Consider the following 23,195-nt stretch of genomic DNA (forward strand, 5'->3'; position numbering starts at 1 on the left):
GCGCCTCCGGGTCAGCCCGCGGGCGCGACCGCCGGCGTCACGCGGATCCGCGTGGCTTCGCTCATGAAGCGCCGCACATTCTCGTCGACGATGATGTCGCCCGGGCGCAGCGGCCGCGTGAGGAACAGGCCGTCGATGTCGGTGATCCGGCTGAGCGCCACGTACGTCTGCCCGGGGCTGAACACGCGCGCACCCAGATCCACGATGGCCCGGTCGTAGGTCTTGCCCTGCGACTTGTGGATGGTGACCGCCCACGCCAGCCGCAGCGGGAACTGCGTGAAGTCGGCCACGACGTCGCGCCGCAGCTGCTTGGTCGTGGGCGAGTACGAGTACTTGTGCTTCTCCCACGTGACCGGCTCGACCTCGTGCACGACGCCGTCGAGCTCCACGTACACGTTGGTGTCGATGCGCGTGACGACCCCGACGGATCCGTTCACCCAGCGCTGGTCGACGTCGTTGCGGAGGAACATCACCTGCGCGCCGATCTTGAGGTCGAGCTTCTCGTCGGCCGGGTAGGTGCGCCCGCCGAAGTCGCCCGTGACGTCGGCCGTGGCGGTGAGCGAGCGGCCGGGCAGGCGCTTGAGGGCCTCGGCGTTGATCCGGTTCACGGTGTCGTTGCGGGTCGCCAGCGTGATGGCGCCGTCGGTCGGAGCCGGCCGCGCGCCCGCCGCGTTGAGGACGCCCGCGATCTCCGCCGTGACCCGCCCGTGGCGCACGGCGTTGAGCATCTCCTTGAACGCCTCCTCGTGCTGGCGGTGGATCTCGGTGAGCTCGTAGATCCGCAGCTGCGCCTCCTGCCACACCTTCGCGTCGAAGAACCACATGGAGCGGTAGCGGTCGGCGAAGTAGGCGCGCTCGTCGCCGTCGCCCGGCACGGGGGCCAGCTGGTACGGATCCCCGAAGAGCACGACCTGCACGCCGCCGAACGGCACGTCCTTCTTGTGGCGCGCCTGGCGGAGGCTGCGGTCGATGGCGTCGACGAGGTCGGCGTTGACCATGGAGACCTCGTCGATGACGAGCGTGTCGATGGTGTTGAGGAGCTTCCGCAGCTCACCGGTCTGCTCGATCTCCTCGTCGGCGATGACCCCGATGGGCAGCTTGAACAGCGAGTGGATGGTCTGGCCGCCGACGTTGAGGGCCGCGACGCCCGTGGGCGCGCAGATGACGATCTGCTTCTCGGTGTTCCACGACAGGTGCGTGAGCAGGGTCGACTTGCCGGTGCCCGCGCGGCCCGTGACGAAGATGTGGTCCCGTGTGCCCTCGATGGCCTGGAAGACCGCGGCCTGCTCCGGGGAGAGGGGGACCGTGCTCACGCGGGGCTCCAGGTGGTTCGAGGGCGGATGCGACGCGGATCGACGGCGGCGGCGCGGCGCGGATGCGCACTCGAATCTACCCCGGCCCACCGCGGCGAGGCGCGGATCCCCCGCCCGTAGGATGATCCGCATGCCGAGCCCCGCCGTCGACGCGCGCGGCGAGCTGCGTCGGGCGGTCGTCATCTGGTCCCTGCTCGCGGCCCTCCTCGTCGGGGCGTTCCTCGGCACCGTGGCCGCGCTCAACCAGGGCACGTTCAGCGCCCACGGCTTCGTGCGCTCCTACCTCGACGCGCTCGCCCGCGAGGACAGCCGCGACGCCCTCTCCACGCCCGGCGTCACGCTGCCGGACACGGGCAGCCGCGCCCTCCTCGACGCCCGTGCGCTGCCCGGCCTCGCGGACGTGGAGCTCATGTCCGACGAGCCCGCGGGCGGCGGCGAGCGCACGGTCACGTACTCGTACACGCTGCCGTCGGGGCCCGGATCCACCGAGTTCCGCGTGCGCGAGACCCCGGCGGCCCTGGGCCTCTTCGCCCGGTGGGAGTTCGCGACGAGCCCCGTCGCGGCGGTCGACCTGGAGCTGCGGCACGCGGCGTCGTTCACCGCCAACGGGCTGGCCGTCTCCGCGACGCCCGGCGGCGAGGCGGCCGCGGGCGCCGGATCCACGTACCTCGTGCTCGCGCCCGCCTCCCTCGCGCTCGACCACGCGTCCCAGTACCTCCAGGCGGAGGACGCCGAGGTCGCCGTCACCGAGCCGGGCAGCGTCGTGCCCGCCCGCGTCGACGCCGAGCCGACCGACGACCTCGTCGCGTCCGTGCAGTCCGAGGTCGAGGCGTACCTGACGGAGTGCACCACGCAGGCCGTGCTGTACCCGTCGGGCTGCCCGTTCGGGAAGACCATCCGCGACCGGATCACCGCGCCGCCCGTGTGGAGCATGACGACCATGCCGCGGATCACGCTGCAGCCGGCGAGCGACGACCCCGCCGACCTCGACTGGGTGGTGCCGTCGACCGTCGGCACCGCGCACATCCAGGTCCCCGTCCGCTCCCTCTACGACGGCAGCGTGAAGGACCTCGACGAGGACGTGCCGTTCAGCGTGAGCTGGCGCGTCAGCGTGGACGAGACGTCGGGCGTGCGGATCCAGGGGCTGTAGCCGCTGCCGGCACCCTCCCCCGGCGTCACGGTGCGGCGCGCGAGCGGCAGGGCCAGGATCGGGACGCAACAGGGTCCGTGCGACCGCGGGGATCCGTCACCCGAGGAGCGCCCCCATGTCCGCGATCATGACCCCGTACCTGTCCTTCCGCGACCAGGCGGCCGACGCGCTCCGCTTCTACCAGGGGGTGTTCGGCGGCGAGCTCGCGATGACGACCTTCGGCGAGCAGGGCATGAGCCCGGATCCGGCGGAGGCCGACAAGATCATGCACGGCCGGCTGGACTCCGGCGCGGGCTTCGTGCTCATGGCGTCGGACACCCCCGCGTCGATGGGCGTGCCGAGCGGATCCGCCATCACGCTCTCGCTCTCGGGCGACGACGCGGCCGTGCTCGACGGCTGGTGGGAGGCGCTCACGGCGGACGGCACGATCGTGCTGCCGCTCGAGCTCGCGCCCTGGGGCGAGCGGTTCGGCATGTGCACCGACCGGTACGGGATCGACTGGATGGTGTCCATCGCGCAGGAGCCGGCCGACGCGGCCTGACCGCCGCGTCACGACCCCAGCCGACCGCCGGGCTCAGGCCCAGCGGCCGCCGCGCGGGACGATGAGCGGGGTGTGCGAGACGGGGTCGTCGATCACGAGGCAGGGCAGGCCGAAGACCTCCTCCACGAGCTCGGCCGTGACGATGTCCCGCGGGGCGCCGGCGGAGACGACGCGGCCGTCCTGCATCACGATGAGGTGGTCGGCGTAGCGGGCGGCGTGGTTGAGGTCGTGCAGCACGGCGACGATCGTGCTGCCGTCGCGGTGCAGGTCGGCGAGGAGGTCGAGCAGCTCGATCTGGTGGGCGATGTCGAGGAACGTCGTCGGCTCGTCGAGCAGCAGCACGGGCGTCTGCTGCGCGAGCGCCATCGCGACCCACACGCGCTGGCGCTGGCCGCCGGACAGCTCGTCGACGTGGCGGTCGGCGAGGTCGGCGACGCCCGTGGCGGCCATGGCCTGCTGCACGGCGTCCTCGTCGGTGGGCGTCCACTGGCGGATGAGGTTCTGGTGCGGGAAGCGGCCGCGCGCCACGAGGTCGGCGACCGTGATCCCGTCCGGAGCGATGGCGCTCTGCGGGAGGAGCCCGACGATGCGCGCGACCTCCTTCGCGCGGTAGGAGCCGAGCGGCCGGTCGTCGAGCAGCACGCCGCCCGCGGTGGGCGCGAGCAGGCGCGACAGGGCGCGCAGCAGCGTCGACTTCCCGCACGCGTTCGGGCCGACGATCACGGTGAAGGAGCGGTCGGGCACGGACACGTCGAGCGCCTCGGAGATCACCCGCCTGTCGTAGGAGAGCGTGACGCCCTCGGCGCGCAGGCGCGGGGCGGTGGCCGCGGGCGCGGCGGTGGCGGTGTCGTCCACGGGTGGATCTCCCATCGGTTCGGGGGCGGTGGCGGCATCAGGCACGGCGGGACGCCTCGCGGATGAGCAGGGCGATCAGGTACGCGCCGCCGACGACGACCGTGACGATGCCCACGGGCACCGTCCCCGGCAGCGCGTGCTGGGCGGCGTAGTCGGCGGCGAGCAGCAGCAGTCCGCCCGTGAGCGCGGCCGGCACGAGCGGCAGGCCCGCGCTCCGGGTGAGGCGGCGGGCGATCTGCGGGGCCGCGAGCGCGACGAACGCGATCGGACCGGCCGCGGCGGTCACGACGGCCGTGAGGGCGACCCCGAGGATCAGGAGCGCCAGGCGCGTCGGCTCGGCCCGCACCCCGTGGGCGCGCGCGGCGTCGTCGCCGAGCTCGAGCTGCCGCAGCGGTGCGGACAGCAGCAGGATCGCCGGCGCCAGCACGAGGAGGGCGACGAACGCGGGCAGCGCGCCGTCCCAGCCGACGAGGGCGAGGGATCCGGCGCCCCAGATGGAGGCGGCCATCGCGACCTCGGTGCCCGCCTTCAGCAGCAGGAACGTGTTGACCCCGTGCAGGACGGCCGTGACGGCGATCCCCGTGATGATCAGCCGGAAGCCCTGCACGCCGCCACGGTACGCGAGCAGGTAGACGACGAGCGCCGTGCCGAGCCCGCCCGCGAGCGCGCCGACCGCCGTGGGCAGGAAGGCGGTGCCGGCCAGCGTCGTGACGACGAGCGCGCCCGTGTAGGAGCCCGTGGAGAACCCGATGATGTCGGGCGACCCGAGCGGGTTGCGCGTGAGCGACTGGAAGACGGCCCCCGCGACCCCGAGGGCCGCGCCGAACGCGAGCGCGGCGAGCACGCGCGGCAGGCGCCACTCGAGCACGAGGGTCGAGGCGAAGGTCCCGTCGGGGAGCGCCACCGCGCGGATCACCTCGGGCACCGTCAGGGGGAAGTCGCCCGTCCCGAGCGCCACGAGCGCGAGGGCGACGATCGCGACGGCGAGCGCCGCGCCCACGAGCGCCTCGCGCCGCTGCAGCCGGATGCCGACGACGGGCAGGCGCACCGAGCCGGGGAGGCGGGCAGCCGGGCGGCGGCCGGCGCGGGCGGGCGCGCTCACAGCCCCGACGCCCTCTGCCGGCGGACGAGCAGGATCAGCACGGGCGCGCCCAGCACGGCCGTCACGATCCCGGCGGGCAGCTCGGCCGGCCGCAGCACGATCCGGCCCACGATGTCGGCGGCGAGCAGCAGCACGGGCGCGAGCACGATCGTGTACGCGAGGATCCAGCGCTGGTCGGGCCCCACGATCCACCGCGCGATGTGCGGGATCATCAGCCCCACGAACGCGATCGGCCCGGCCATCGCGGTCGCGCCGCCCGCGAGCAGCGTCACGGCGACCACGGCCACGGCCCGCACCACGACGACGTTCGCGCCCAGGGAGCGCGCGAGGTCGTCGCCGAGCGCCACCGCGTCGAGGCTCCGGGCGATGAGGGCGGCGAGCAGCACGCCCGCCGCGAGGAAGGGCGCGACCGGCACGAGGGCGTCCCAGCCGCGATCCTGCAGCGAGCCGGACTCCCACGCGCGCATGGCGCTGAAGCCCTGCGGGTCGGCCAGCAGCATGCCCGAGGTGATGCCCGCGAGCACCGCGCCGAGGGCGACGCCGGCCAGCGTGAGGCGCACCGGATCCCCGCCGCCGCGCCCCGCGGATCCCACGACGTAGACCACCACGGCCGCCACGAGCGCCCCCGCGAAGGCGAACCAGAGGTAACCGCTCACGGCGGTCACACCGAGCACGCCCGTCGCGACGGCGACCGCGAACGCCGAGCCGGCCGTGACGCCGAGGATGCCGGGATCCGCCAGCGGGTTCCGCGTGACGGCCTGGATGAGCGCGCCCGCGACCCCGAGCGCGAGGCCCGCGGCGAGGCCGACGAGGGTGCGCGGGACGCGGAGGTCGAGGATCACGACGAGCTCGGCCGGGTCGCGCGGTCGGCCGGCGAGCGCGTCGACGACGGCACCGAGCGGGATGTCGCGCGAGCCGATCGCGATGCTCGCGAGCGACGCCAGCACGAGCACGCCGAGCGCGAGCACCAGGCCCGCCGCGCGCGACGGCGCGCTCCGCGCCCGGCCCGCGGGGGCGTCGGGGGCGGAGGCGCGCGCGAGGACCCGGAGCGACATGGCCCGGTCAGCCTACCCTGCCCTTAGGTTAGGCTGCCCTTGCCTGACAGGATCCACACCGGCCCGTCACCCCACACCCGAGAGGCCCCGCACCATGAGGTTCCCCACCACCGGCTCCGCCCTCGTCGCGCTCACCGTCGCGACGCTCGCCCTCACCGGATGCACCGCCTCCTCCGGCCCGGCCGCCTCCGCCCCGCCCGCGTCGGGATCCGCCACCGGTGCCTTCCCCGTCACGGTCGACACGAAGTTCGGCGACGTCACCGTGCCGAGCGAGCCGAAGCGCGTCGTCGCCCTCGGCTGGGGTGACGCGGAGACCGCGCTCGCGCTCGGCGTGCAGCCCGTCGGCGCGTCCGACTGGCTCGGCTTCGGCGCCGACGCGGACGGCGTCGGCCCGTGGGCCCAGGGCCTCTACACGCAGAAGCCGCAGATCATCGAGACGCTCGAGCCCTCCTACGAGGCCATCGCGGCGCTCAAGCCCGACCTCATCCTCGACACCAAGGGCTCCGGCGACCAGGCCCGCTACGACCGCCTGTCGCAGATCGCCCCCACCATCGGCGTGCCCGAGGGCGCCGACAGCTACCTCACCGACATGGAGGACCAGGTCGACATGGTCGCCGAGGCGCTCGGCCGCGAGGAGCAGGGCGACGCCCTCCTCGACGCGGTCGATCAGCGCTTTGAGCAGGTCGCGGCCGCGCACCCCGCCTGGAAGGGCAAGACGGTCACGGCCGCCACCAAGACCAGCGAGGGCTGGGGCGCCTACGTCGAGGGCAGCGAGCGCGTCGCGTTCCTCGAGCGGCTCGGCTTCGAGCAGAGCCCGACCATCGCCGGGATCCCCGCGAACGCCGGCGGGTTCTCCGTCGACATCTCCTCCGAGCAGCTCGACCTGCTCGACGCCGACGTGATCGTGGCGTTCCCGATCTTCATCGACAAGTCCGTGATCACCGGCGACGCGCTGTGGCAGGCGATCCCCGCAGTCGCCGCCGGCCACTCCATCGTCCTCGACGGCGACGTCTCGTCCGCCTACTCGATCGGCACCACGCTCTCCACCGGCTACGCGCTCGACCAGCTCGTGCCGCTGCTGGAGACCGCCACGAGCTGATCCGGATCCGCACCCCCGAGGCCCGTCGCGCACGCAGCGCGGCGGGCCCTCGTCGTCTCGACAGCTACGTCTCCAGCATCGCCGTGAGCGCCCGCCGATAGTCCTCGAAGGCGCGGCGCCCCACCGTGGTGAGCGCCAGGTACGTCACGGGCTGCCGGCCCTCGTGCGTCTTCCGCACCTCGACGTAGCCGGGATCCTCGAGCTTCCTGAGATGCGTCGACAGGTTGCCGGCCGTCATGTCGAGGATCTCCTGCAGCCGCGGGAACGAGAGCGCCTCCCCCGCGTCGAGCGTCGCGAGCGACGCCACTATGCGGAGCCGGGCCTGCGCGTGGATCACGGGATCGAGGTCAGCCAAGGCGGGCTCGCAGCGATCGGCGGGCGCGGGCGCTCATCCCGGCCAGCGCGATCCCCGTGACGAGGTACGAGCCGCCGCCGAGCACGGCCATCGCGAGGTAGTTGCCCGGGTAGCCGAAGAAGGGCGCCGCGATCGCCGCGACCACGAGGATCGACCCGAGCAGCAGGGACGAGCGCGAGGAGAACAGCGCGGCGGTCGACAGCAGCATGAGCCCCGCGACGAACGCGAAGCCCGACGTGTAGAAGATCGCCAGCAGGCGGTCCGGAGCGTCGTTGAAGGCGAGGCCGATGCCGAGCACGTAGACCGAGATCATCGCGACCGACCAGCTGATCCCGTAGACGCGCCCCTGCCAGCGTGCCTCGCCGGTGGTCGCGAGGCCCGGGGAGTTGCGGACGCCGAGCACGATGCCCGCGATGCTCGACAGAGCGATGAGCCCCGCGAAGATCCCGACGGCCACCGGCGCAGGCAGGCTCACCGCCTCCGAGCCGTCGATGAGCCAGAGGGCCGTGTAGCCGAGGATCCACGCGACGCCCCAGCACACCTCCATCTTCCAGACGAACGCGGTCTGCGCGTCGACCGCGACCCGCCGCTGGTCCTCCATGAGCGCGCGCATCTCGCGCGGGTCGGGCGCGGGCCCGTCGTCGTCGACCGCGTCCTGGTGCATCGTCGTGTCCATGTGCGCCTCTCCTCGGACGACCGTCGCCCGCTGGGCTCTCGCCCTCGCTACTTTGTATCGCAAACTGCTTTGCCGTGTCAATGGCATCCCGCAGGATGATGCGGCCGCCTCCGGCCTCGGCGATGATCGACCCATGCCCATGCACCGCCGGAGGAGCCCGATGCCCGCACGCCCATCGCATGCGCTCCTCGCCGTGGCAGCGCTCGCACTGGTGACGCTGGCCCTCGGCGGCTGCACCGCCGCGACGCCTGTGGCCCCGGCCTCCGAGGACGTTCGGTCGACGCGGTCCGAACCCCGCCCCACGCCCACGGACCCGCCCGCTCCGCAGGTCGTCGAGGAGCCCACCTCCGCTCCGACGACGGCGACCGGCCCCGTCGAGATCGCCTCCGGGATCATCACCCGCCCCTTCACGGGAGGTCGCGAGGCCGGACGCATCACGGTCATGGACACAGGACGGGCAGACGATCTCGAGGTGCGCCTCTCCGGCTTCGACGACGTGCCCGAGTCGATCGACGCCCGCCTGCTCACGGGACCGTTCACTCCCATCGAGGGGTGCCTCCCCGACGTGTTCACGAAGGTCGCGGCATTCGGAGCCTTCCAGCCCGGACAGGGCGAGGGTCTCACCACGAGCTTCCCGCGCGAGTGGGGCATCAGCCTCCTCCAGGACGGGGACGCTCACGTCATGCTGACCGTCCAGAGCGCGACGTTCCCCGAGGAGGGCACCTGCCTCTACCCGGTGCTCGCGGAGGGGGACGTGACGTGGCACGCCCGCTGATCCCCGCGGCCGCCGGCGTCGCCTGGATCGCCGCAGCCGTCGTCTACGTCGGCACCGAGGCGGTCGCCGCGTCCGCCTTCCCCGGTTACAGCTACTCCGCCAACTACATCAGCGATCTCGGCGTGCCCGACGTCGCCGTGTTCCAGGGCCGCGCCATCGACTCCCCGCTCTCCGCGGTGATGAACGCCGGCTTCATCCTGCAGGGCGTCATCTACCTCGTGGCCGCCGTGATCGCCACCCGCGCCCTCCGCGCGGGCCCCCGCCGCACCTTCCTCGCCCTCGCCGTGGTGCACGCCGTCGGGATCACGGTGGTCGGCCTCATCCACGGCAGCGCCTCGAGCGACGCGAGCGGCATCGGCTGGATGCACGTGGTCGGGGCCGGGATGGCGATCATCGCGGGCAACGCCGCCTCGATCGTCGCGGGCCTCGGCTCCGGACGCGTCGGCGCCGCACGCGCCTTCCGCGTCGCGAGCGTCGCGCTGGGCGTCGTCGGGCTCATCGCGCTCGCCCTGCTCCAGACGCTCGGCGGGTCGGACATCGACGGCATCTGGGAGCGCGGATCCGTCTACACCGTCACCGCGTGGGAGCTGATGACGGGCATCGCCGTGCTCGCCGCCGTCGCGCGCCGCCGCCGCCGCCGCGGGAGCCCGCGCGACTGACCATTGCCGCCCGGCGCCTGGCGCCGACGCGGATCAGCGTCGCTCGGCCGCCTGCAGCGCCTCGAGGTTGCGGTTGTAGGCCTCGAGCTCGGCGTCGCCGTCGCGGTCGGCCTTGCGGTCGTACCGCACCGAGTCCCGCTTGTCGCTCTTGCTCCACATGATGGCCGTGACGATCGCGAGGATGACCGTCGGGATCTCGCCGATGCTCCACGCGATGCCGCCGCCGGCCTGCTGGTCGGCCAGCGCCGACTCGCCCCACGGCCGCCCCATCGCGCCGAACCAGTCCGCGAGCAGCAGCCCGGTGCCGGTCATGAGCGAGAGGCCGAAGAACGCGTGGAACGCCATGGTCGCGAGCAGCAGCAGCAGGCGCATCGGGTAGGCGAGGCGCACCGGCATCGGATCGACGCCGATGAGGTTCTGCGTGAAGAGGTACCCGACGATGAGGAAGTGCACGATCATCCACTGGTGCCCGATGTGGTCCGTCGTGGCCCAGCTGAACAGCGGCGAGTAGTAGAAGACGAGCAGCGAGCCGGCGAACAGCACGGCCGCCACGATCGGGTGGCCCACGAACGACGCGAACCGGGAGTGCACGGCCATGAGGATCCACTCGCGGCCGCCGCGGCTGCCGTCCTGGCGCTTGCGGATGGCCCGCATGGCGAGCGTCACCGGGGCGCCCGGCACGAGCAGCAGCGGGATGACCATGGCGAGCACCATGTGCGCCAGCATGTGCGAGCTGAAGAGGTACTTCTGGTAGACGTTCACGCCGCCGTTGGTGATGTAGAAGAGGCCGATCATGCCGGCGACCCAGAGGATCGAGCGGTGCAGGGGCCAGGCGTCGCCGCGCTTGCGGAGACGGTGCACGCCCGCCAGGTAGAAGAAGATCCCGAAGGCGCACAGCAGGATCCAGAGCAGGTCGAAGTTCCACTCCGTGAGGTAGCGCATGGGCGTGAGCTCGGGCGGCAGGGGCTCGCCGGTGAGGATCTGCGCGGGCGTGGGATCCGGCAGCTGCGTCGCGACGACCTGGCTCACGGGCGGCGCCGTGCGGGCGAGCGCCGCGGCCACGCCGGACGCGACGCCCATGAACGCGAGCTCGGCGGTGACGAGCCACCAGAAGGGCCCGCGCGCGGCGGATCCGCGCTCCTCGAGCCGGCCGATGAGCACGCGACGGTACGCGGCGCCGAACAGGCCGAGCGCCAGGAGCGCCGCCACCTTGATCAGCACGAGCAGCCCGTAGGCGGTGAGCAGCCGGTCGAGCGACCCCACGCGGATCTCCGCGCTCACGTACCCCGAGGCCGCCACGACCACGAAGCACACGAGCGCGACCGCCGAGTAGCGCCGCAGCACCGGCACGAGGCGGTCGCCGTCGAGCTTCGAGCGCAGCAGCACCATCGTGAGCAGCCCGCCGAGCCAGACCGCGGCGAACACGAGGTGCAGGCCGAGCGCGTTGACGGCGGCGTCGTGCCCCTCGGTGCCGCCCGCGTGGCCCTGCTGCGCCATGGGCACGAGGCCGCCGACCGCGATCACGAGCACGAACGCGATGGCGGTGTGGTTGCGGACCGCGAAGCACAGCACCGTGACGGTCGCGGCGATCAGCGTGGTCGCGAGCCAGGCCTGGCCCACGGAGATCTGCGTGAGCACGAGCCCGAGGCTCGTCCCGAACTCGGCGCTGAAGGAGAAGGGCGTGCCCGAGACGCTGAGGAAGGTGAAGAACGCCGTGATCGCGGAGGCGACCGTCCAGAGGGCGGCGCCCGCGGCGGCGATGTCGAGCGCGCGGCCGTACTCGGGGCGCTGGCGCGACAGGGCGAACGCGGCGAGCAGCAGCGCGCCGATGGCCGTGGCGGCCGAGATGTTGACCATCATCTTCGCGGCCGGCAGCCCGTAGCGGACCACGGGGCCCGCGTCCTCGAGCAGCTGCGGGGCGGCGCCTCCGCCGATGGCGAGCGCGGCCAGCAGCGAGAGGAACGCGACGATGACGAGGGCGGCGGGCCCCGCGACGCGGAGGAGTCTGGGCATGAGGGGATCAGCCTAACTCGCCCGTCCTGACGGGCGGCTGGCGGCCGTCGGCACCCGCGCGACCGGCCGGGAACGACACAGCGGGGGCGCCGACCGGAGTCGGCGCCCCCGCTGGGCGTGTGGTGAGGAGGACTACTTGACGGCGGCCTTGAGCTTGCTGCCGGCGGAGACCTTGACGCCCTTGGACGCCTTGATCTCGAGGGGCTCGCCCGTCTGCGGGTTGCGGCCCGTGCGCGCGGCGCGAGCCGTCTGCTCGAAGGCGACCCAGCCCGGGATCGTGACCTTGACGCCGTCGGCGACGTTGGTCGCGACGGTGGAGAAGAGCGCGTCCAGCACGCCGTTGACGGCGGCCTGGCTCTGGCCCGACTCCGCGGCGACGGCGGCAACGAGCTCGGTGCGGTTGAGTGACTTGTCAGCCATGGGTGTCCTCCTCGGACCTGGTGCCGTTCTTCTCGAGCGGCCGTGTGGTGGATGGTGTCTGTCTACGTCAGCGGACCGTGCGACCCGATCGAGGCCATCAGCGGTCCGTTCGGCCATACGGCCGCTTGGAACCTACCAGCTGGACTTCGTGACGCCCGGAAGCTCGCCGCGGTGGGCCATGTCCCGGAAGCGCACGCGGGAGATGCCGAACTTCGACAGGTTGCCGCGGGGGCGACCGTCGATGGCGTCGCGCTGGCGCAGGCGGACGGGCGAGGCGTCGCGCGGGAGGCGCTGGATGCCGGCGCGGGCCGCCTCACGGCTCTCGTCGGTGCCGTTCGGGTCCACGAGGGCCTTCTTCAGCTCGAGGCGCTTCGCGGCGTACCGCTCGACGATGACCTTGCGCTGCTCGTTGCGGGCGATCTTGCTCTTCTTGGCCATGGTTAGCGCTCCTCGCGGAAGTCGACGTGCTTGCGGACGACCGGGTCGTACTTCTTCAGCACGAGGCGGTCGGGGTTGTTGCGGCGGTTCTTGCGGGTCACGTACGTGTACCCGGTGCCGGCCGTCGAGCGGAGCTTGATGATCGGACGGACGTCCTGCTGCTTGGCCATTAGATCTTCACCCCACGAGCGAGGATGTCCTTGACGACGGACTCGATGCCGCGGGCGTCGATGACCTTGATGCCCTTCGCGGAGAGCGTGAGCTTGACGTTGCGACGCAGCGAGGGGACGTAGTACGTCTTCTTCTGCACGTTCGGGTCGAAGCGGCGCTTGGTGCGCCGGTGCGAGTGCGAGATGTTGTGTCCGAAGCCGGGGACGGCGCCGGTCACCTGGCAGGTTGCTGCCATGGTTTCCTCCGTAGGTACCGTAGGGCGAGACCGCCCTACCCAAGATTTCTTGTCGGCACGCCCGTCCCCGGATCTCGAGAGAAGAGGGTGGGCGCACATGCGAGCGGATGAGCCGCTCGGCCAAGGATCGAGGCTACGCGACGACACGCCCGGGCGCAAGCCGAGGGCCCGGGATCATGCGGATGCGGGGGCCTCCGAGGCGCCGGCGGTCGGCGTGCCCGCCGCCTCGGCCGCGCGGACCGTGCACTCGGCGCAGAGCCCGAAGACGTCGACCACGTGGCTCGGCGCGGTGAAGCCGTTGCGCGCGGCGACGTCGTGCGCCCAGGCCTCGACCTCGTCGGCCGCGATCTCGACGGTCTTCCCGCACACGCGGCAGATGAGGTGGTGGTGGTGCCCGCCCGTGGCGCACGTGCGGTACAGCGCCTCGCCGTCGGGCGACTGCAGGGAATCGGCGTCGCCCTCGGCGGCGAGGTCGCCGAGCGCGCGGTAGACGGTGGCCAGGCCGATGGGGGATCCCGCGTCGTGCAGGCGCGCGTGGAGCCGCTGCGCGCTCACGAACTCGGTCGATGCGTCCAGCGCCTGCCGGACGGCCTCGCGCTGCCACGTGTTCCGCTTCATGCCCGTGCCCTCCCGGCGGGCGATCCTCCCCGCGGAGCCAGGGTACGCGTCCCGCCCGAGGTGCCGCTGCGCGCCCGGAGGGCGTCGATGCCGCGGCATACCAGGTAGATCGTGAACGAGATGGTCGTGACGTACGGGCTGATGGGGATGCTGCTGCCGAGCGCCAGCATGATGCCGCCCACGATGCTCGCGAGCGCGAACAGGACGCTGAGCGAGACGACCACCCGGGGCGTCGAGGAGACGCGCATCGCGGCCGCCGCGGGCGTGACCAGCAGGGAGAGCACGAGCAGCGCGCCGACGATCTGGATGGAGACCGCCGTGCCGAGGCCGAGCAGGATCATGAAGACGATGGAGAGCAGCCGCACGGGCACGCCGCGGGCGGCGGCCACGTCGGGGTCGACGCTCGCGAACATGAGCGGCCGCCAGATGACCGCGAGGCCGAGGATGACGACGGCGCTGATGCCCACCAGGTAGCCCAGCTGCGGGTTGTCGACCGAGACGATCTGCCCCGTGAGCAGGCCGAACTTGTTGCTCGCGCGGCCGTCGTAGAGCGCGAGGAAGAGGATCCCGAGGCCGAGTCCGAACGGCATGATGACCGCGATGATCGAGTTGCGGTCCTTCGCGCGCGTGCCGAGCACGCCGATCGCGATCGCGGCGATGAGGGACCCCACCAGGGATCCGCCCACGACGTTGACGCCGAGCAGCAGCGCCGCCGCGGCGCCCGCGAACGAGAGCTCGCTCACGCCGTGGACCGCGAAGGCGAGGTCGCGCGTCATGACGAAGACGCCGATGAGGCCGCCCACGACGCCGAGCACGGCGCCCGCGATGATGCTGTTGCGCAGCAGCGCGACGAGCGCGCCGTAGTCGGAGAAGTCGAACAGGCGCGACCAGACGTCGCCCGCGTCGGCGAGCAGGTGGATCACGCGGCCCTCCCGTCGGCGGGAGCCTGGTCGTGCACGCCGTGCGACCCGTGGTCGCCGTGCTCGTCGTGGCCGTCGTCGTCGTGCGAGTGATGGCCGTGCGGGTCGTCAGTGGCGCCGACCACGACGACGCGGCCGCGCACGCGCACCACGTCGACGGGGGTGCCGTAGAGCGAGCTCAGCACCTCGGAGTCGAGGACCTCGTCGGGCGTCCCGATGCGGAACCGGCCGCCCACCAGGTACAGCACGCGGTCGACCATGTCGAGCACGGGGTTGACGTCGTGGGTGACGAACACCACCGCGGCGTCGGTCTCCCTGCGGTGCCGGTCGATGAGCTCGCTGACCACGCGCTGGTGCCCGAGGTCGAGGCTGAGGAGGGGCTCGTCGCAGAGGAGGAGCCGCGGATCCGACGCGAGGGCCTGGGCCACGCGCAGCCGCTGCTGCTCGCCGCCGGAGAGGGTCGCGACGGGGGCGTCCGCGTAGGCGGTGGCGCCGACCGCGTCGAGCAGCTCGTCGACCCGGGCGCGCTCGGCCCGCCGGCTGATCGGCAGCCCCCAGCGGTGGCCGGTGACGCCGAAGCCGACGAGATCCCGGGCACGCACGGGCGTGGCCGCGGTGATGAGCTTCTGCTGCGGGATGTAGCCGATGCGCCGCGCACCGCGGCGCACCGGCTCGTCGAGGAAGCGCATCTCCCCCGACGTGAGGCGCTGGGCGCCGAGGACGGACTTGAGGAAGCTGGTCTTGCCGGATCCGTTCGGGCCGAGGACCGCGACGAACTCGCCGGGTGCTACGTCGAGGTCGAGTCCGCTCCAGAGGGTGCGCGCCCCGAACGCGAGGGTCGCGTCCCGGAGGCTCAGGACGGGTGCGCCGGTCACGATCCCTTGATGGCGGAGGCCACGGCGTCGACGTTCTCGGTCATCCACTCAACGTACCCGCTGCCCGCGGGCAGGTCGGCGGGCAGGGTCTCCGTGACCGGCACGACCGGGACGCCGGCGGCCTTCGCGGCGGCGACGACCTGATCGGTCGTGGCGCCCGTGGTCTGCGAGTTGTAGACGAGCGCCGCGACCTTCTTCTCGGAGAAGAGGGCGAGCGTCTCCTTGAGCACGTCGGCGGGCACGTCCGTGCCCTCCTCGACGGCCTCGCTGAACTCGTCGGGCGTGCGGTTCTCGAGGCCCATGGCGCTCGTCATGTAGAGCGGCACGGGCTCGGTGATCGCGACGCCCTTGCCGGTGCCGGCCGGCTTCGCGGCGGCCTCGGCGTCGGCGATGGTGTCGAGCTTCGCCGTGAACGCCTGCGCGTTGGCCTCGAAGGTGGACGCCCCCGACGCGTCGGCCTTCGAGAAGGCCTGCTCGATCTGCTCGGTGAGCTTCTTCATCGTGGGCATGTCGTACCAGACGTGCTCGTTGAGCTCGCCCTCGGCCGGCTTCTGGTCGAAGCCGGAGATGTCGACGGCGTTGAGGAGGACGGGGCTCTTGCCGCCCGGGAGCGCCTGGATCATGGTGTCGACGAAGTCGTCGTAGCCGCCGCCGTTCTGGATCACGACGTCGGCGGTGGAGAGCGCCAGCTGGTCGCGCGACGTGGCCTGGTACTCGTGCGGGTCCTTGTCGGGGCTGTCGATGATGGACGTCACCTTCACGTCGTCGCCGCCGATCTGCTTCGCGATGTCGCCGTAGACGTCGGTCGACGCGACGACCTCGAGCGTGCCGCCGCCGGAGGCGGACGCCGTCGCGTCGGCGGAGGGCGCCCCGGATCCGGAGGCGCAGCCCGCGAGCGGGACGGCGAGGAGCGAGACGGCGAGCAGGGCGGTGAGGGGGCGACGGTTCATGCCTCCGACGATACGGTATTGATAACCGGTATCAGTACCAGCGCGCCCCCGCTGTGGAGGGCGGACGCGTCACTCCAGGAGCAGCGCCGGCTCCTCGATGATGCTCGCGACGTCGGCCAGGAAGCGGCTCGCCACGTCGCCGTCGACCACGCGGTGGTCGAAGCTCGCGCCGATGGTCGTGACGAAGCGCGGACGCACCTCGCCGTCGACGACCCACGGCCTCTGCTTGATGGTGCCGAGCGCGACGATCGCGACCTCGCCCGGGTTGAGGATCGGCGTGCCGGTGTCCATGCCGAAGACGCCGATGTTGGTGATCGTGATGGTGCCCTGGCTCATGTCGGCCGGGCTGGTCTTCCCGTCGCGGGCCGTGAGGGTCAGCTGCTCGAGCGCGCGGGCGAGCTCCAGGAGCGACATGGCCTGCGCCTCCTTGACGTTGGGCACGACGAGCCCGCGCGGGGTCGCGGCGGCGACGCCGAGGTTCACGTAGTGGCGGACGATGATCTCCTGGTCGGTCCACGAGGAGTTGACCGTGGGATTCCGGCGCACGGCCCAGATCATGGCCTTGGCCATGATGAGCAGCGGCGAGACCTTGACGCCCGCGAAGTCGGTGGACGCCTTGAGGCGCTTGACGAACTCCATCGTGCGGGTGGCGTCCACGTCGACGAACAGGCTCACATGGGGCGCCTGGAACGCGCTCTGCACCATGGCCGCGGCGATGACCTTGCGGACGCCCTTGACGGGGATCCGGTCCTCGCGCGCATCCGGCCACTCGGGCGTCTCGATGTTCTTGAAGACGCTGGCCTGCTGCGCGGTGCGGATGACGTCCTCGCGGGTGATCTCGCCGACGAGCCCCGTGGCCTCGACCTCGGCCAGATCGACCTCCAGGTCCTTCGCGAGCTTGCGGATGGGGGGCTTCGCGATGATCGGCACTGCCGAGGCGGCGGGCACCGAGTCGGGGCGCGGGGCGCGGGCGGCGGGCGCGCCTGCTGCGGTGCCCGGGGCCGCGGCATGGCGGGCGGCCGGGGCGGCGTCACCCGGCTCGACGCGCCGACGGCGGCTCGCGACCTTCCCGACCGTGCCGTAGCCGACGAGCACGGCGCCCGAGGCCTCCTCGGGTGCGGGCGCCGGCGCCGGCTCGCGGTTCTCGATGGCCGTGTCGTCCTCGATCACCGTCTCGCCCGGCAGAGCCATCTGCGCCGGCGTCTCGGCGGGCGCGGACACGCTCGGCGAGCCCTGCGCGATCGCGATGATGGGGGTGCCCACCTCGACCGTCTGACCCTCCTGCACGAGCAGGCCGGAGACCGTGCCCTCGAACGGGCTCGGCAGCTCGACGAGCGACTTCGCCGTCTCGATCTCGACGATCACCTGGTTGAGCGCCACCCGGTCGCCCGGCTGCACGCGCCACGAGACGATCTCGGCGTCGATGAGGCCCTCGCCCACGTCGGGCAGGGTGAACTGGGAGTCAGCCATCGTGCGGTCCTCTTCTCCGTGCCGCGGGAGCGGCGGGCGTCTAGTAGGCGAGCGAGCGGTCGACGGCCTCGAGGATGCGGTCGGCATCCGGGAGGTACAGCGTCTCGAGCTTCGCGGGAGGGAACGGGGCGTCGAAGCCGGAGACGCGGATCACCGGCGCCTCGAGCGAGTAGAACGCGCGCTCGGTGACCGTGGCCGCGATCTCGGAGCCGACGGACACGTGGCCCGGTGCCTCCTGCGCGACGACGAGGCGGCCCGTGCGCTGCACGGACTCCAGGATGGGGCCGTAGTCGACGGGCGACAGCGAGCGCAGGTCGACGACCTCGACGCTCGTGCCCTCCTCGGCGGCGAGCTCCGCGGCCTGCAGCAGCATCGCGACCATGGCGCCGTGGCCGACGAGCGTGACGTCGGTGCCGGAGCGGACCACGCGGCTCTCGTGCAGGCCGAGGCCGGGAGCGGAGAAGTCCACCTCGCCCTTCGGCCGGTAGCGGGCCTTGGGCTCGAAGAACATGACCGGGTCGTCGCTCCGGATGGCCTCCTGGATCATCCAGTAGGCGTCGTGCGGCGTGCTCGGGCTCACGACGCGGAGTCCGGGCGTGTGCGCGAAGTACGCCTCGGGGCTCTCCTGGTGGTGCTCGATGGCGCCGATGTGGCCGCCGTACGGCACGCGGATCACGACGGGCATGCGCATCGCGCCCTCGTGCCGGTTCGTGATCTTGGCGAGCTGGCTCGTGATCTGGTCGAAGGCCGGGTAGATGAAGCCGTCGAACTGGATCTCGCACACGGGCCGGTAGCCGCGCATCGCGAGGCCGATGGCCGTGCCGACGATGCCGGACTCGGCCAGCGGGGTGTCGATGACGCGCCGCGGGCCGAAGTCGCGCTGCAGGTGCTCGGTGATGCGGAAGACGCCGCCGAGCGGGCCGATGTCCTCGCCCATGAGCAGGACCCTGTCGTCCTCCTCGAGCGCGCGACGGAGGCCGGCGTTGAGGGCCTTGGCCATGGGCATGCTCTCGATGCCGGCGGGGGCTCCCGTGCCGCTCGTCGCGGCGTCGTCGGATCCGGCGGGGGTCGCGGCGCGGTCGATGGTGTCGGTCATCGGTTCCCTCCCAGGGAGGCCTCGTAGCGCTCGAGCCACTCGCGCTGTTCCGTCGTGACGGGGTGCGGCTCCGAGTAGACGTGGTCGAAGATGCCGGGCAGCGCCGGGCTCGTGAGCTCGATGGTGCGGCGGCGGACGTCGGCGGCGAGGTCCTTGGCCTCCTCGTCGATGCCGTCGAACAGCGATTGCGGCGCGCCCTGGCTGCGCAGGTACGCCTCGAGCCGGGCGATGGGGTCCTTCGCGACCCAGCCCTGCAGCTCCTCGTCGGTGCGGTACTTCGTGGGGTCGTCGCTCGAGGTGTGCGCGCCGACGCGGTAGGTGAGCGCCTCGATGAAGGAGGGGCCGCCGCCGTTCCGTGCGTCGTCGAGGTGCTTGGCCGTGACCGCGTAGCTCGCGAAGACGTCGTTGCCGTCGACCTGCGTGCTCGGGACGCCGAAGCCGCGCGAGCGGAGGTAGAGGGGCGTGCGCGACTGCGTGGAGACCGGCACCGAGATCGCCCAGTGGTTGTTCTGCAGGAAGAAGACCTGCGGGGTCTGGAAGCTCGCGGCGAAGACGAACGCCTCGCTCACGTCGCCCTGGCTGGTGGCGCCGTCGCCGTAGTAGGCGATGACGGCGGTGTCGCGATCGGGATCTCCCGTGGCCACGTCGCCGTCGAACGCGACGCCCATCGCGTAGCCCGTGGCGTGCAGCGCCTGCGAGCCGATGACCAGCGTGTAGAGGTGGAAGTTGCCCGCCGCCGGATCCCAGCCGCCGTGCGTCACCCCGCGCATCAGGCGCACGATGTCGACGGGGTCGATGCCGCGGATGAGGGCGACGCCGTGCTCGCGGTACGCGGGGAACACGTGGTCCTGAGGTCGGGTGGCCCGGCCGGATCCGACCTGCGCCGCCTCCTGACCGGTGCTCGGCGCCCAGAGGCCGAGGTGGCCCTGGCGCTGGAGGTTGGTGGCCTCGAGGTCGAACGCCCGCGTGAGGCGCATGTCGCGGAGGAAGCCGCGGTGGTCATCCTCCGTGAGTCGCTCGAAGTACGGGAGGAACTCCTCGGCGGAGTCGCTCGGTGCGAGCTCGCCCGCGGGGGTCAGGAGCTGGACCGTCACATCGCTTTCCGGCATCGTCCCAACCTACCGGCGCGCCGGGTGGCCCTCCGGCAGCCCCCGGACAATTCCCGCCGAGGCGTTCAGTAGCTTCCGGACAGAGGCGGGTTCGCCGATGGTGACGCGGATGCCCTCGCCCGCGAACGCGCGCACCACGAGCCCGGCGGCCGCGAGCTGCGCCTCCACCTCGGCGGTCTCGGCGCCCGTGGCCAGCCAGACGAAGTTGCCGTGGGGTCGCGGGACGTCCCAGCCCTGCTCGGTGAGCGCGCGCCAGGCCTCGTCGCGATCGCGCGCGAGCACGGCCACGCGCTCCAGGAGCTCGTCCTCGTGCTCGAGCGACGCGAGCGCCGCGTGCTGCGCGTGACCCGTGACGGACAGCGGGATGGCGGCGGAGCGGGCGGCGTCGAGGATGCGCGGATGGCCGACGGCGTAGCCGATGCGGAGGCCGGCCAGCCCGTACGCCTTCGAGAACGTTCGGAGGACGACGAGGTTCGGGTGGTCGGCGACGAGGCGCATGCCGTCGAGGGCATGCTCCCGGCCGACGAACTCGCCGTACGCCTCGTCGAGGAGCACGAGGACGTCACGCGGGACGGCCTCCAGCAGGCGCTCGAGGTCCTCCTGCGTGACCAGCGTGCCCGTCGGGTTGTTCGGCGTGCAGACGATGACGACGCGCGTGCGGTCGGTGAGCGCCCGGATCATGCCGTCGACGTCGTGCGAGTGGTCCGGCAGGTTCGGGACGGGGACGCCCGTGGCGCCGGCGACCGTGATGAGCGTGGGGTACGCCTCGAAGGAGCGCCAGGCGTGGACGACCTCGTCGCCGGGGCCCGCGGCCGCCGTGATGAGCTGCGAGAGGATCGCCACGGATCCGGCACCCGCGTGGACGTGGTCGACCGTGACGCCGAAGCGCTCGGCGAGCGCGGTGCGCAGCAGGGTCGCGCCCGCGTCGGGATAGCGGTTCACATCGCGCACCTGGTCGATGCGGGCGAGGACCGACGGCAGCGGGTCGAACGGGTTCTCGTTGCTGGAGAGCTTGAAGTCGTCCTCGCCGGCCGGCTTGCCCTGGCGGTAGGCGACCATGGCCGCGATGGCGGGACGGAGCCGGACGGGGGCGGCGGGTTCGGGGATCACCGGGCGATTCTACGGGCGGGCCGCCGCCCGGCCCATGGTCCGTCATGGCGGCGTCTGCGAAGATCTGCGCATGCCCCGATTCCTCGTCCGCGTGGTGGTCAACGCCGTCGCGCTCTGGCTCACCACGCTCATCGTCTCCGGCACCGTCGTGACCGCCTACGAACCGGGCGACACCACGGCGACCGTGCTCACCTACCTGCTGCTCGGCGCGATCTTCGGCGTCGTGAACGGCGTGATCGGCACCGCCATCCGCATCGTGGCGTTCCCCCTCTACATCCTCACGCTCGGCCTCATCGCGCTCATCGTCAACGGGTTGCTCTTCCTCCTCGTCGCCGCGATCTCCGACGCCCTCGGCTTCGGCCTCACCGTCGAGGGGTTCTGGTGGGGCGTGCTCGGCGCCCTGCTCATGGCGTTCTTCAGCTGGCTGGTGGGGCTCGTGCTGCGACCGGTGACCGCGAGGACCTGACCCGCGCATCACATCCCTCCGCCCGATCCGCCCGATCCGCCCGGTCCGCCCGGTCCGCCCGCGGAGGGGACCGCCGGCCGCTCCGCGCGGTAGAGGTGGGATGCGACCGGCGTCGCCCCGTCGAGGAACCCGTGGAGCTCGTCGCGCGCCCGCTCCAGGAGCGGCGAGCCGGAGGCGTCCATCTCGGCCGCCGTCCCCCGATAGGTGCCCAGATCGTGCGCGTCCAGGACGCCCGCATGCGCCGTCGGCGCGAAGGCCGGCGCGCGCACGACGACGTCGTCGCCCGCGTCGCCGTCAGACGGGCGCACGCCCCCGAGCGCCGGGACGGGATCGTCCGTGTGCTCCACCGCCACGCCGTCGGCCCCCTGACGGATCGGCAGCTGCCCGACCGGGGAGCCGAACGTGAGCTCGTGGGTGACGTGGAGACCCGGGGCGTCTCCCACCGATCGCGCGACGATCCCGCCCATCGAGTAGCCGACGACGTAGACCTCGTCCTCCGCGGTCGCGCCGGCCTCGCGGAGCGCCGTCTCCGCCGCGTGCACGGCGGACCCGCCCTCGGTGGCGAGCGCGGCCGCCGCCGATGCCGGTCCGAAGTCCTCTCGGCCGGTGCGCGGATCCAGGGTGACCATGCCGCCGAGGTACGCGACGAAGCGGCGTCGGCCGTCCGGCGCCCGGTACTCCTCGACGCGCATCTGCGGGGTGCCGGGGACCGGGTCGGGGATCCGGTCGGCGAGGTCCTCCAGGCTCGCCGGAGCCGGTCGGACGGCGTCACGGCGGACATGGACGACGGCGGGCGCGTCGCGGAGGAAGCCGAGGGCGCCCAGCGCGGCGAGGAGGCCCGCGGTCGTCTCCCGCACGCCGTCGTCCCCCGCCGGGCGGTCCGGGAGGAAGCGCGCGGCCGCGGCCGCGATGTCCGCGACGACGTCCCGGACGACGACGGGCAGCAGGACCCGGAGGGCCCCGCCCGGAGACGAGGGAGCCGCATCCGCCGCACCGTCGCCCGCGGCGGAGCGCACGCAGCGGTCGACGTCCCGCTCCCCGTCCGCGTACTCGGCGGCGACGCGACGCAGGTCGGCGGCGAGCGCCCGCGCATCGTGGGCGGCGGACGACAGGAGACCGCGCGGAGCGTCGAGGCTCGCATCATGGTCTCCCGTGATCGTGGCCACCAGCGGCGGCAGGGCGAGCGCGCGGGCATGGTCGTCGAGCCGCCCGGCCTCGTCGTCGAGCCGTCCGGCGATGCGCGTCAGGACGTCCGTCTCGACCTCGGTGCCGCCTCCCTCGGTGACGGTGAGCCCCGCGACCGCGATCACGCGTGCGCTCCGGGGCAGCCGGGCGCCGAGCCGGCAGCCGGATGCGCGTCGTGGAGCAGGGTCCCGGCGAGCGCCACGCGACCGGCGAGGTCGTCGAGGGCGCGGATGAACGCGTCGTGCGCGCGTCCGGACCAGGACGGGTCGTCCCGGCAGGACGCGATGCCGCGGTGCGTCTCCGCCACCGCGTCGGCGACGCGGGCGAGAGCGTGCGCGCGCGTCAGCGCCTCGGCGCGGAGCTGGCCCGGCGTGCTGCCGCTCTCCCGACCCGTCCCTCCGAGGGGATCGCCCCCGCCCGCGCCCCATCCACCCGGCTGCTCCCGCATCGCGTCCCGTCCTCTCCCGTCGACCCGCATCGTGCGCGACGGCGTGGACGACGGGCCGCCGGACGCCGCATCCGGGGGACGGGCGGGGATC

At 72.9% G+C, this 23,195-nt stretch carries 27 protein-coding genes; 6 read left to right on the top strand and 21 right to left on the bottom strand.

Features of this window, described 5'->3' with window-relative positions; translation table 11 throughout:
• Positions 1 to 11: 11 nt before the first annotated feature.
• Positions 12 to 1,313 carry an AAA family ATPase gene (locus tag ITJ40_RS12245; protein WP_194667325.1) on the bottom strand — a complete coding sequence of 434 codons (1,302 nt, stop codon included), beginning with the start codon at positions 1,311 to 1,313 and terminating at the stop codon, positions 12 to 14.
• Positions 1,314 to 1,443: 130 nt separating this feature from the next.
• Here ITJ40_RS12245 and ITJ40_RS12250 point away from each other — a divergent pair, with 130 nt between their 5' ends.
• Together ITJ40_RS12250 and ITJ40_RS12255 are read left to right on the top strand one after the other, a co-directional pair.
• A complete protein-coding gene (locus ITJ40_RS12250; RefSeq protein ID WP_194667326.1) occupies positions 1,444 to 2,463 on the top strand; it encodes a hypothetical protein in 1,020 nt (339 codons plus the stop codon).
• A 115-nt stretch (positions 2,464 to 2,578) separates the two neighbouring features.
• Positions 2,579 to 3,004: a VOC family protein gene (locus ITJ40_RS12255; protein WP_194667327.1), complete on the top strand. Its 426-nt coding sequence runs from the start codon at positions 2,579 to 2,581 to the stop codon at positions 3,002 to 3,004.
• 33 nt (positions 3,005 to 3,037) lie between these two features.
• On the opposite strand, the gene ITJ40_RS12260 is transcribed toward ITJ40_RS12255, so the two are convergent.
• From ITJ40_RS12260 to ITJ40_RS12270, 3 genes are read right to left on the bottom strand one after another with little or no spacing between them, the layout of a single operon-like run.
• The gene (locus ITJ40_RS12260; RefSeq protein WP_194667328.1) at positions 3,038 to 3,874 is read right to left on the bottom strand and encodes an ABC transporter ATP-binding protein; all 837 of its coding nucleotides are present in this window, start codon (positions 3,872 to 3,874) and stop codon (positions 3,038 to 3,040) included.
• Positions 3,875 to 3,896: 22 nt separating this feature from the next.
• On the bottom strand, positions 3,897 to 4,961 hold the full coding sequence (locus tag ITJ40_RS12265; protein ID WP_194667329.1) for an iron chelate uptake ABC transporter family permease subunit: 1,065 nt from the start codon (positions 4,959 to 4,961) through the stop codon (positions 3,897 to 3,899).
• A complete protein-coding gene (locus ITJ40_RS12270; protein WP_194667330.1) occupies positions 4,958 to 6,016 on the bottom strand; it encodes an iron ABC transporter permease in 1,059 nt (352 codons plus the stop codon). Before ITJ40_RS12270 ends, ITJ40_RS12265 begins: the two co-directional genes overlap by 4 nt.
• Positions 6,017 to 6,110: 94 nt before the next feature.
• Here ITJ40_RS12270 and ITJ40_RS12275 point away from each other — a divergent pair, with 94 nt between their 5' ends.
• Positions 6,111 to 7,115 carry an iron-siderophore ABC transporter substrate-binding protein gene (locus tag ITJ40_RS12275; protein WP_194667331.1) on the top strand — a complete coding sequence of 335 codons (1,005 nt, stop codon included), beginning with the start codon at positions 6,111 to 6,113 and terminating at the stop codon, positions 7,113 to 7,115.
• A 64-nt stretch (positions 7,116 to 7,179) separates the two neighbouring features.
• Here the strand turns inward: ITJ40_RS12275 and ITJ40_RS12280 are convergent, their stop codons facing one another.
• Positions 7,180 to 7,470 carry a transcriptional regulator gene (locus ITJ40_RS12280; RefSeq protein WP_194667332.1) on the bottom strand — a complete coding sequence of 97 codons (291 nt, stop codon included), beginning with the start codon at positions 7,468 to 7,470 and terminating at the stop codon, positions 7,180 to 7,182.
• Positions 7,463 to 8,146 (bottom strand): hypothetical protein, encoded by a 684-nt coding sequence (locus tag ITJ40_RS12285; protein WP_194667333.1) that lies wholly within the window; start codon positions 8,144 to 8,146, stop codon positions 7,463 to 7,465. Before ITJ40_RS12285 ends, ITJ40_RS12280 begins: the two co-directional genes overlap by 8 nt.
• A gap of 160 nt (positions 8,147 to 8,306) precedes the next feature.
• Between ITJ40_RS12285 and ITJ40_RS12290 the strand changes: the two genes are divergently transcribed.
• Positions 8,307 to 8,921, top strand: a complete 615-nt coding sequence (locus ITJ40_RS12290) for a hypothetical protein (protein ID WP_194667334.1) — start codon at positions 8,307 to 8,309, stop codon at positions 8,919 to 8,921.
• Positions 8,906 to 9,580, top strand: a complete 675-nt coding sequence (locus tag ITJ40_RS12295) for a DUF998 domain-containing protein (protein ID WP_194667335.1) — start codon at positions 8,906 to 8,908, stop codon at positions 9,578 to 9,580. Before ITJ40_RS12290 ends, ITJ40_RS12295 begins: the two co-directional genes overlap by 16 nt.
• Before the next feature lie 33 nt (positions 9,581 to 9,613).
• On the opposite strand, the gene ITJ40_RS12300 is transcribed toward ITJ40_RS12295, so the two are convergent.
• The 13 genes from ITJ40_RS12300 to ITJ40_RS12360 all read right to left on the bottom strand — a co-directional run bounded on the left by ITJ40_RS12300 (position 9,614) and on the right by ITJ40_RS12360 (position 20,954).
• Positions 9,614 to 11,593, bottom strand: a complete 1,980-nt coding sequence (locus ITJ40_RS12300) for a cytochrome c oxidase assembly protein (protein ID WP_194667336.1) — start codon at positions 11,591 to 11,593, stop codon at positions 9,614 to 9,616.
• A gap of 132 nt (positions 11,594 to 11,725) precedes the next feature.
• Positions 11,726 to 12,013, bottom strand: coding sequence for an HU family DNA-binding protein (locus ITJ40_RS12305; protein WP_012039622.1), 288 nt, complete (start codon positions 12,011 to 12,013; stop codon positions 11,726 to 11,728).
• A 132-nt stretch (positions 12,014 to 12,145) separates the two neighbouring features.
• On the bottom strand, positions 12,146 to 12,451 hold the full coding sequence (gene rpsN, locus ITJ40_RS12310) for a 30S ribosomal protein S14 (RefSeq protein ID WP_194634337.1): 306 nt from the start codon (positions 12,449 to 12,451) through the stop codon (positions 12,146 to 12,148).
• Positions 12,452 to 12,453: 2 nt separating this feature from the next.
• A complete protein-coding gene (gene rpmG, locus ITJ40_RS12315) occupies positions 12,454 to 12,621 on the bottom strand; it encodes a 50S ribosomal protein L33 (RefSeq protein WP_011187086.1) in 168 nt (55 codons plus the stop codon).
• Positions 12,621 to 12,857, bottom strand: a complete 237-nt coding sequence (gene rpmB / locus ITJ40_RS12320; protein WP_012039624.1) for a 50S ribosomal protein L28 — start codon at positions 12,855 to 12,857, stop codon at positions 12,621 to 12,623. The genes rpmG and rpmB overlap by 1 nt, the downstream gene beginning before the upstream one ends.
• Positions 12,858 to 13,031: 174 nt before the next feature.
• Entirely contained in the window at positions 13,032 to 13,475 is a 444-nt protein-coding gene (locus tag ITJ40_RS12325) for a Fur family transcriptional regulator (RefSeq protein ID WP_194667337.1), read from the bottom strand.
• The gene (locus tag ITJ40_RS12330) at positions 13,472 to 14,398 is read right to left on the bottom strand and encodes a metal ABC transporter permease (protein ID WP_194667338.1); all 927 of its coding nucleotides are present in this window, start codon (positions 14,396 to 14,398) and stop codon (positions 13,472 to 13,474) included. The genes ITJ40_RS12325 and ITJ40_RS12330 overlap by 4 nt, the downstream gene beginning before the upstream one ends.
• Positions 14,395 to 15,270 (bottom strand): ATP-binding cassette domain-containing protein, encoded by an 876-nt coding sequence (locus ITJ40_RS12335; RefSeq protein ID WP_194667339.1) that lies wholly within the window; start codon positions 15,268 to 15,270, stop codon positions 14,395 to 14,397. Before ITJ40_RS12335 ends, ITJ40_RS12330 begins: the two co-directional genes overlap by 4 nt.
• Positions 15,267 to 16,220 (bottom strand): metal ABC transporter solute-binding protein, Zn/Mn family, encoded by a 954-nt coding sequence (locus ITJ40_RS12340; RefSeq protein ID WP_194667340.1) that lies wholly within the window; start codon positions 16,218 to 16,220, stop codon positions 15,267 to 15,269. Before ITJ40_RS12340 ends, ITJ40_RS12335 begins: the two co-directional genes overlap by 4 nt.
• A gap of 69 nt (positions 16,221 to 16,289) precedes the next feature.
• Positions 16,290 to 17,690, bottom strand: coding sequence for a dihydrolipoamide acetyltransferase family protein (locus tag ITJ40_RS12345; protein WP_194667341.1), 1,401 nt, complete (start codon positions 17,688 to 17,690; stop codon positions 16,290 to 16,292).
• Between the two features lie 40 nt (positions 17,691 to 17,730).
• On the bottom strand, positions 17,731 to 18,696 hold the full coding sequence (locus ITJ40_RS12350; RefSeq protein WP_194667441.1) for an alpha-ketoacid dehydrogenase subunit beta: 966 nt from the start codon (positions 18,694 to 18,696) through the stop codon (positions 17,731 to 17,733).
• Positions 18,697 to 18,782: 86 nt separating this feature from the next.
• Positions 18,783 to 19,895: a thiamine pyrophosphate-dependent dehydrogenase E1 component subunit alpha gene (locus ITJ40_RS12355; protein WP_194667342.1), complete on the bottom strand. Its 1,113-nt coding sequence runs from the start codon at positions 19,893 to 19,895 to the stop codon at positions 18,783 to 18,785.
• Positions 19,896 to 19,904: 9 nt separating this feature from the next.
• Positions 19,905 to 20,954 carry a pyridoxal phosphate-dependent aminotransferase gene (locus ITJ40_RS12360; RefSeq protein ID WP_228512433.1) on the bottom strand — a complete coding sequence of 350 codons (1,050 nt, stop codon included), beginning with the start codon at positions 20,952 to 20,954 and terminating at the stop codon, positions 19,905 to 19,907.
• A gap of 121 nt (positions 20,955 to 21,075) precedes the next feature.
• Between ITJ40_RS12360 and ITJ40_RS12365 the strand changes: the two genes are divergently transcribed.
• Positions 21,076 to 21,471 (top strand): phage holin family protein, encoded by a 396-nt coding sequence (locus ITJ40_RS12365; RefSeq protein ID WP_194667344.1) that lies wholly within the window; start codon positions 21,076 to 21,078, stop codon positions 21,469 to 21,471.
• Between the two features lie 8 nt (positions 21,472 to 21,479).
• Here the strand turns inward: ITJ40_RS12365 and ITJ40_RS12370 are convergent, their stop codons facing one another.
• Complete coding sequence (locus tag ITJ40_RS12370; RefSeq protein ID WP_194667345.1) at positions 21,480 to 22,781, bottom strand: hypothetical protein; 1,302 nt, start codon at positions 22,779 to 22,781, stop codon at positions 21,480 to 21,482.
• Positions 22,778 to 23,104 (bottom strand): hypothetical protein, encoded by a 327-nt coding sequence (locus ITJ40_RS12375; protein ID WP_194667346.1) that lies wholly within the window; start codon positions 23,102 to 23,104, stop codon positions 22,778 to 22,780. The genes ITJ40_RS12370 and ITJ40_RS12375 overlap by 4 nt, the downstream gene beginning before the upstream one ends.
• Positions 23,105 to 23,195: the final 91 nt, after the last annotated feature.

The sequence above is a fragment of the Clavibacter sp. VKM Ac-2872 genome (assembly GCF_015351105.1).
Classification (GTDB): domain Bacteria; phylum Actinomycetota; class Actinomycetes; order Actinomycetales; family Microbacteriaceae; genus Clavibacter.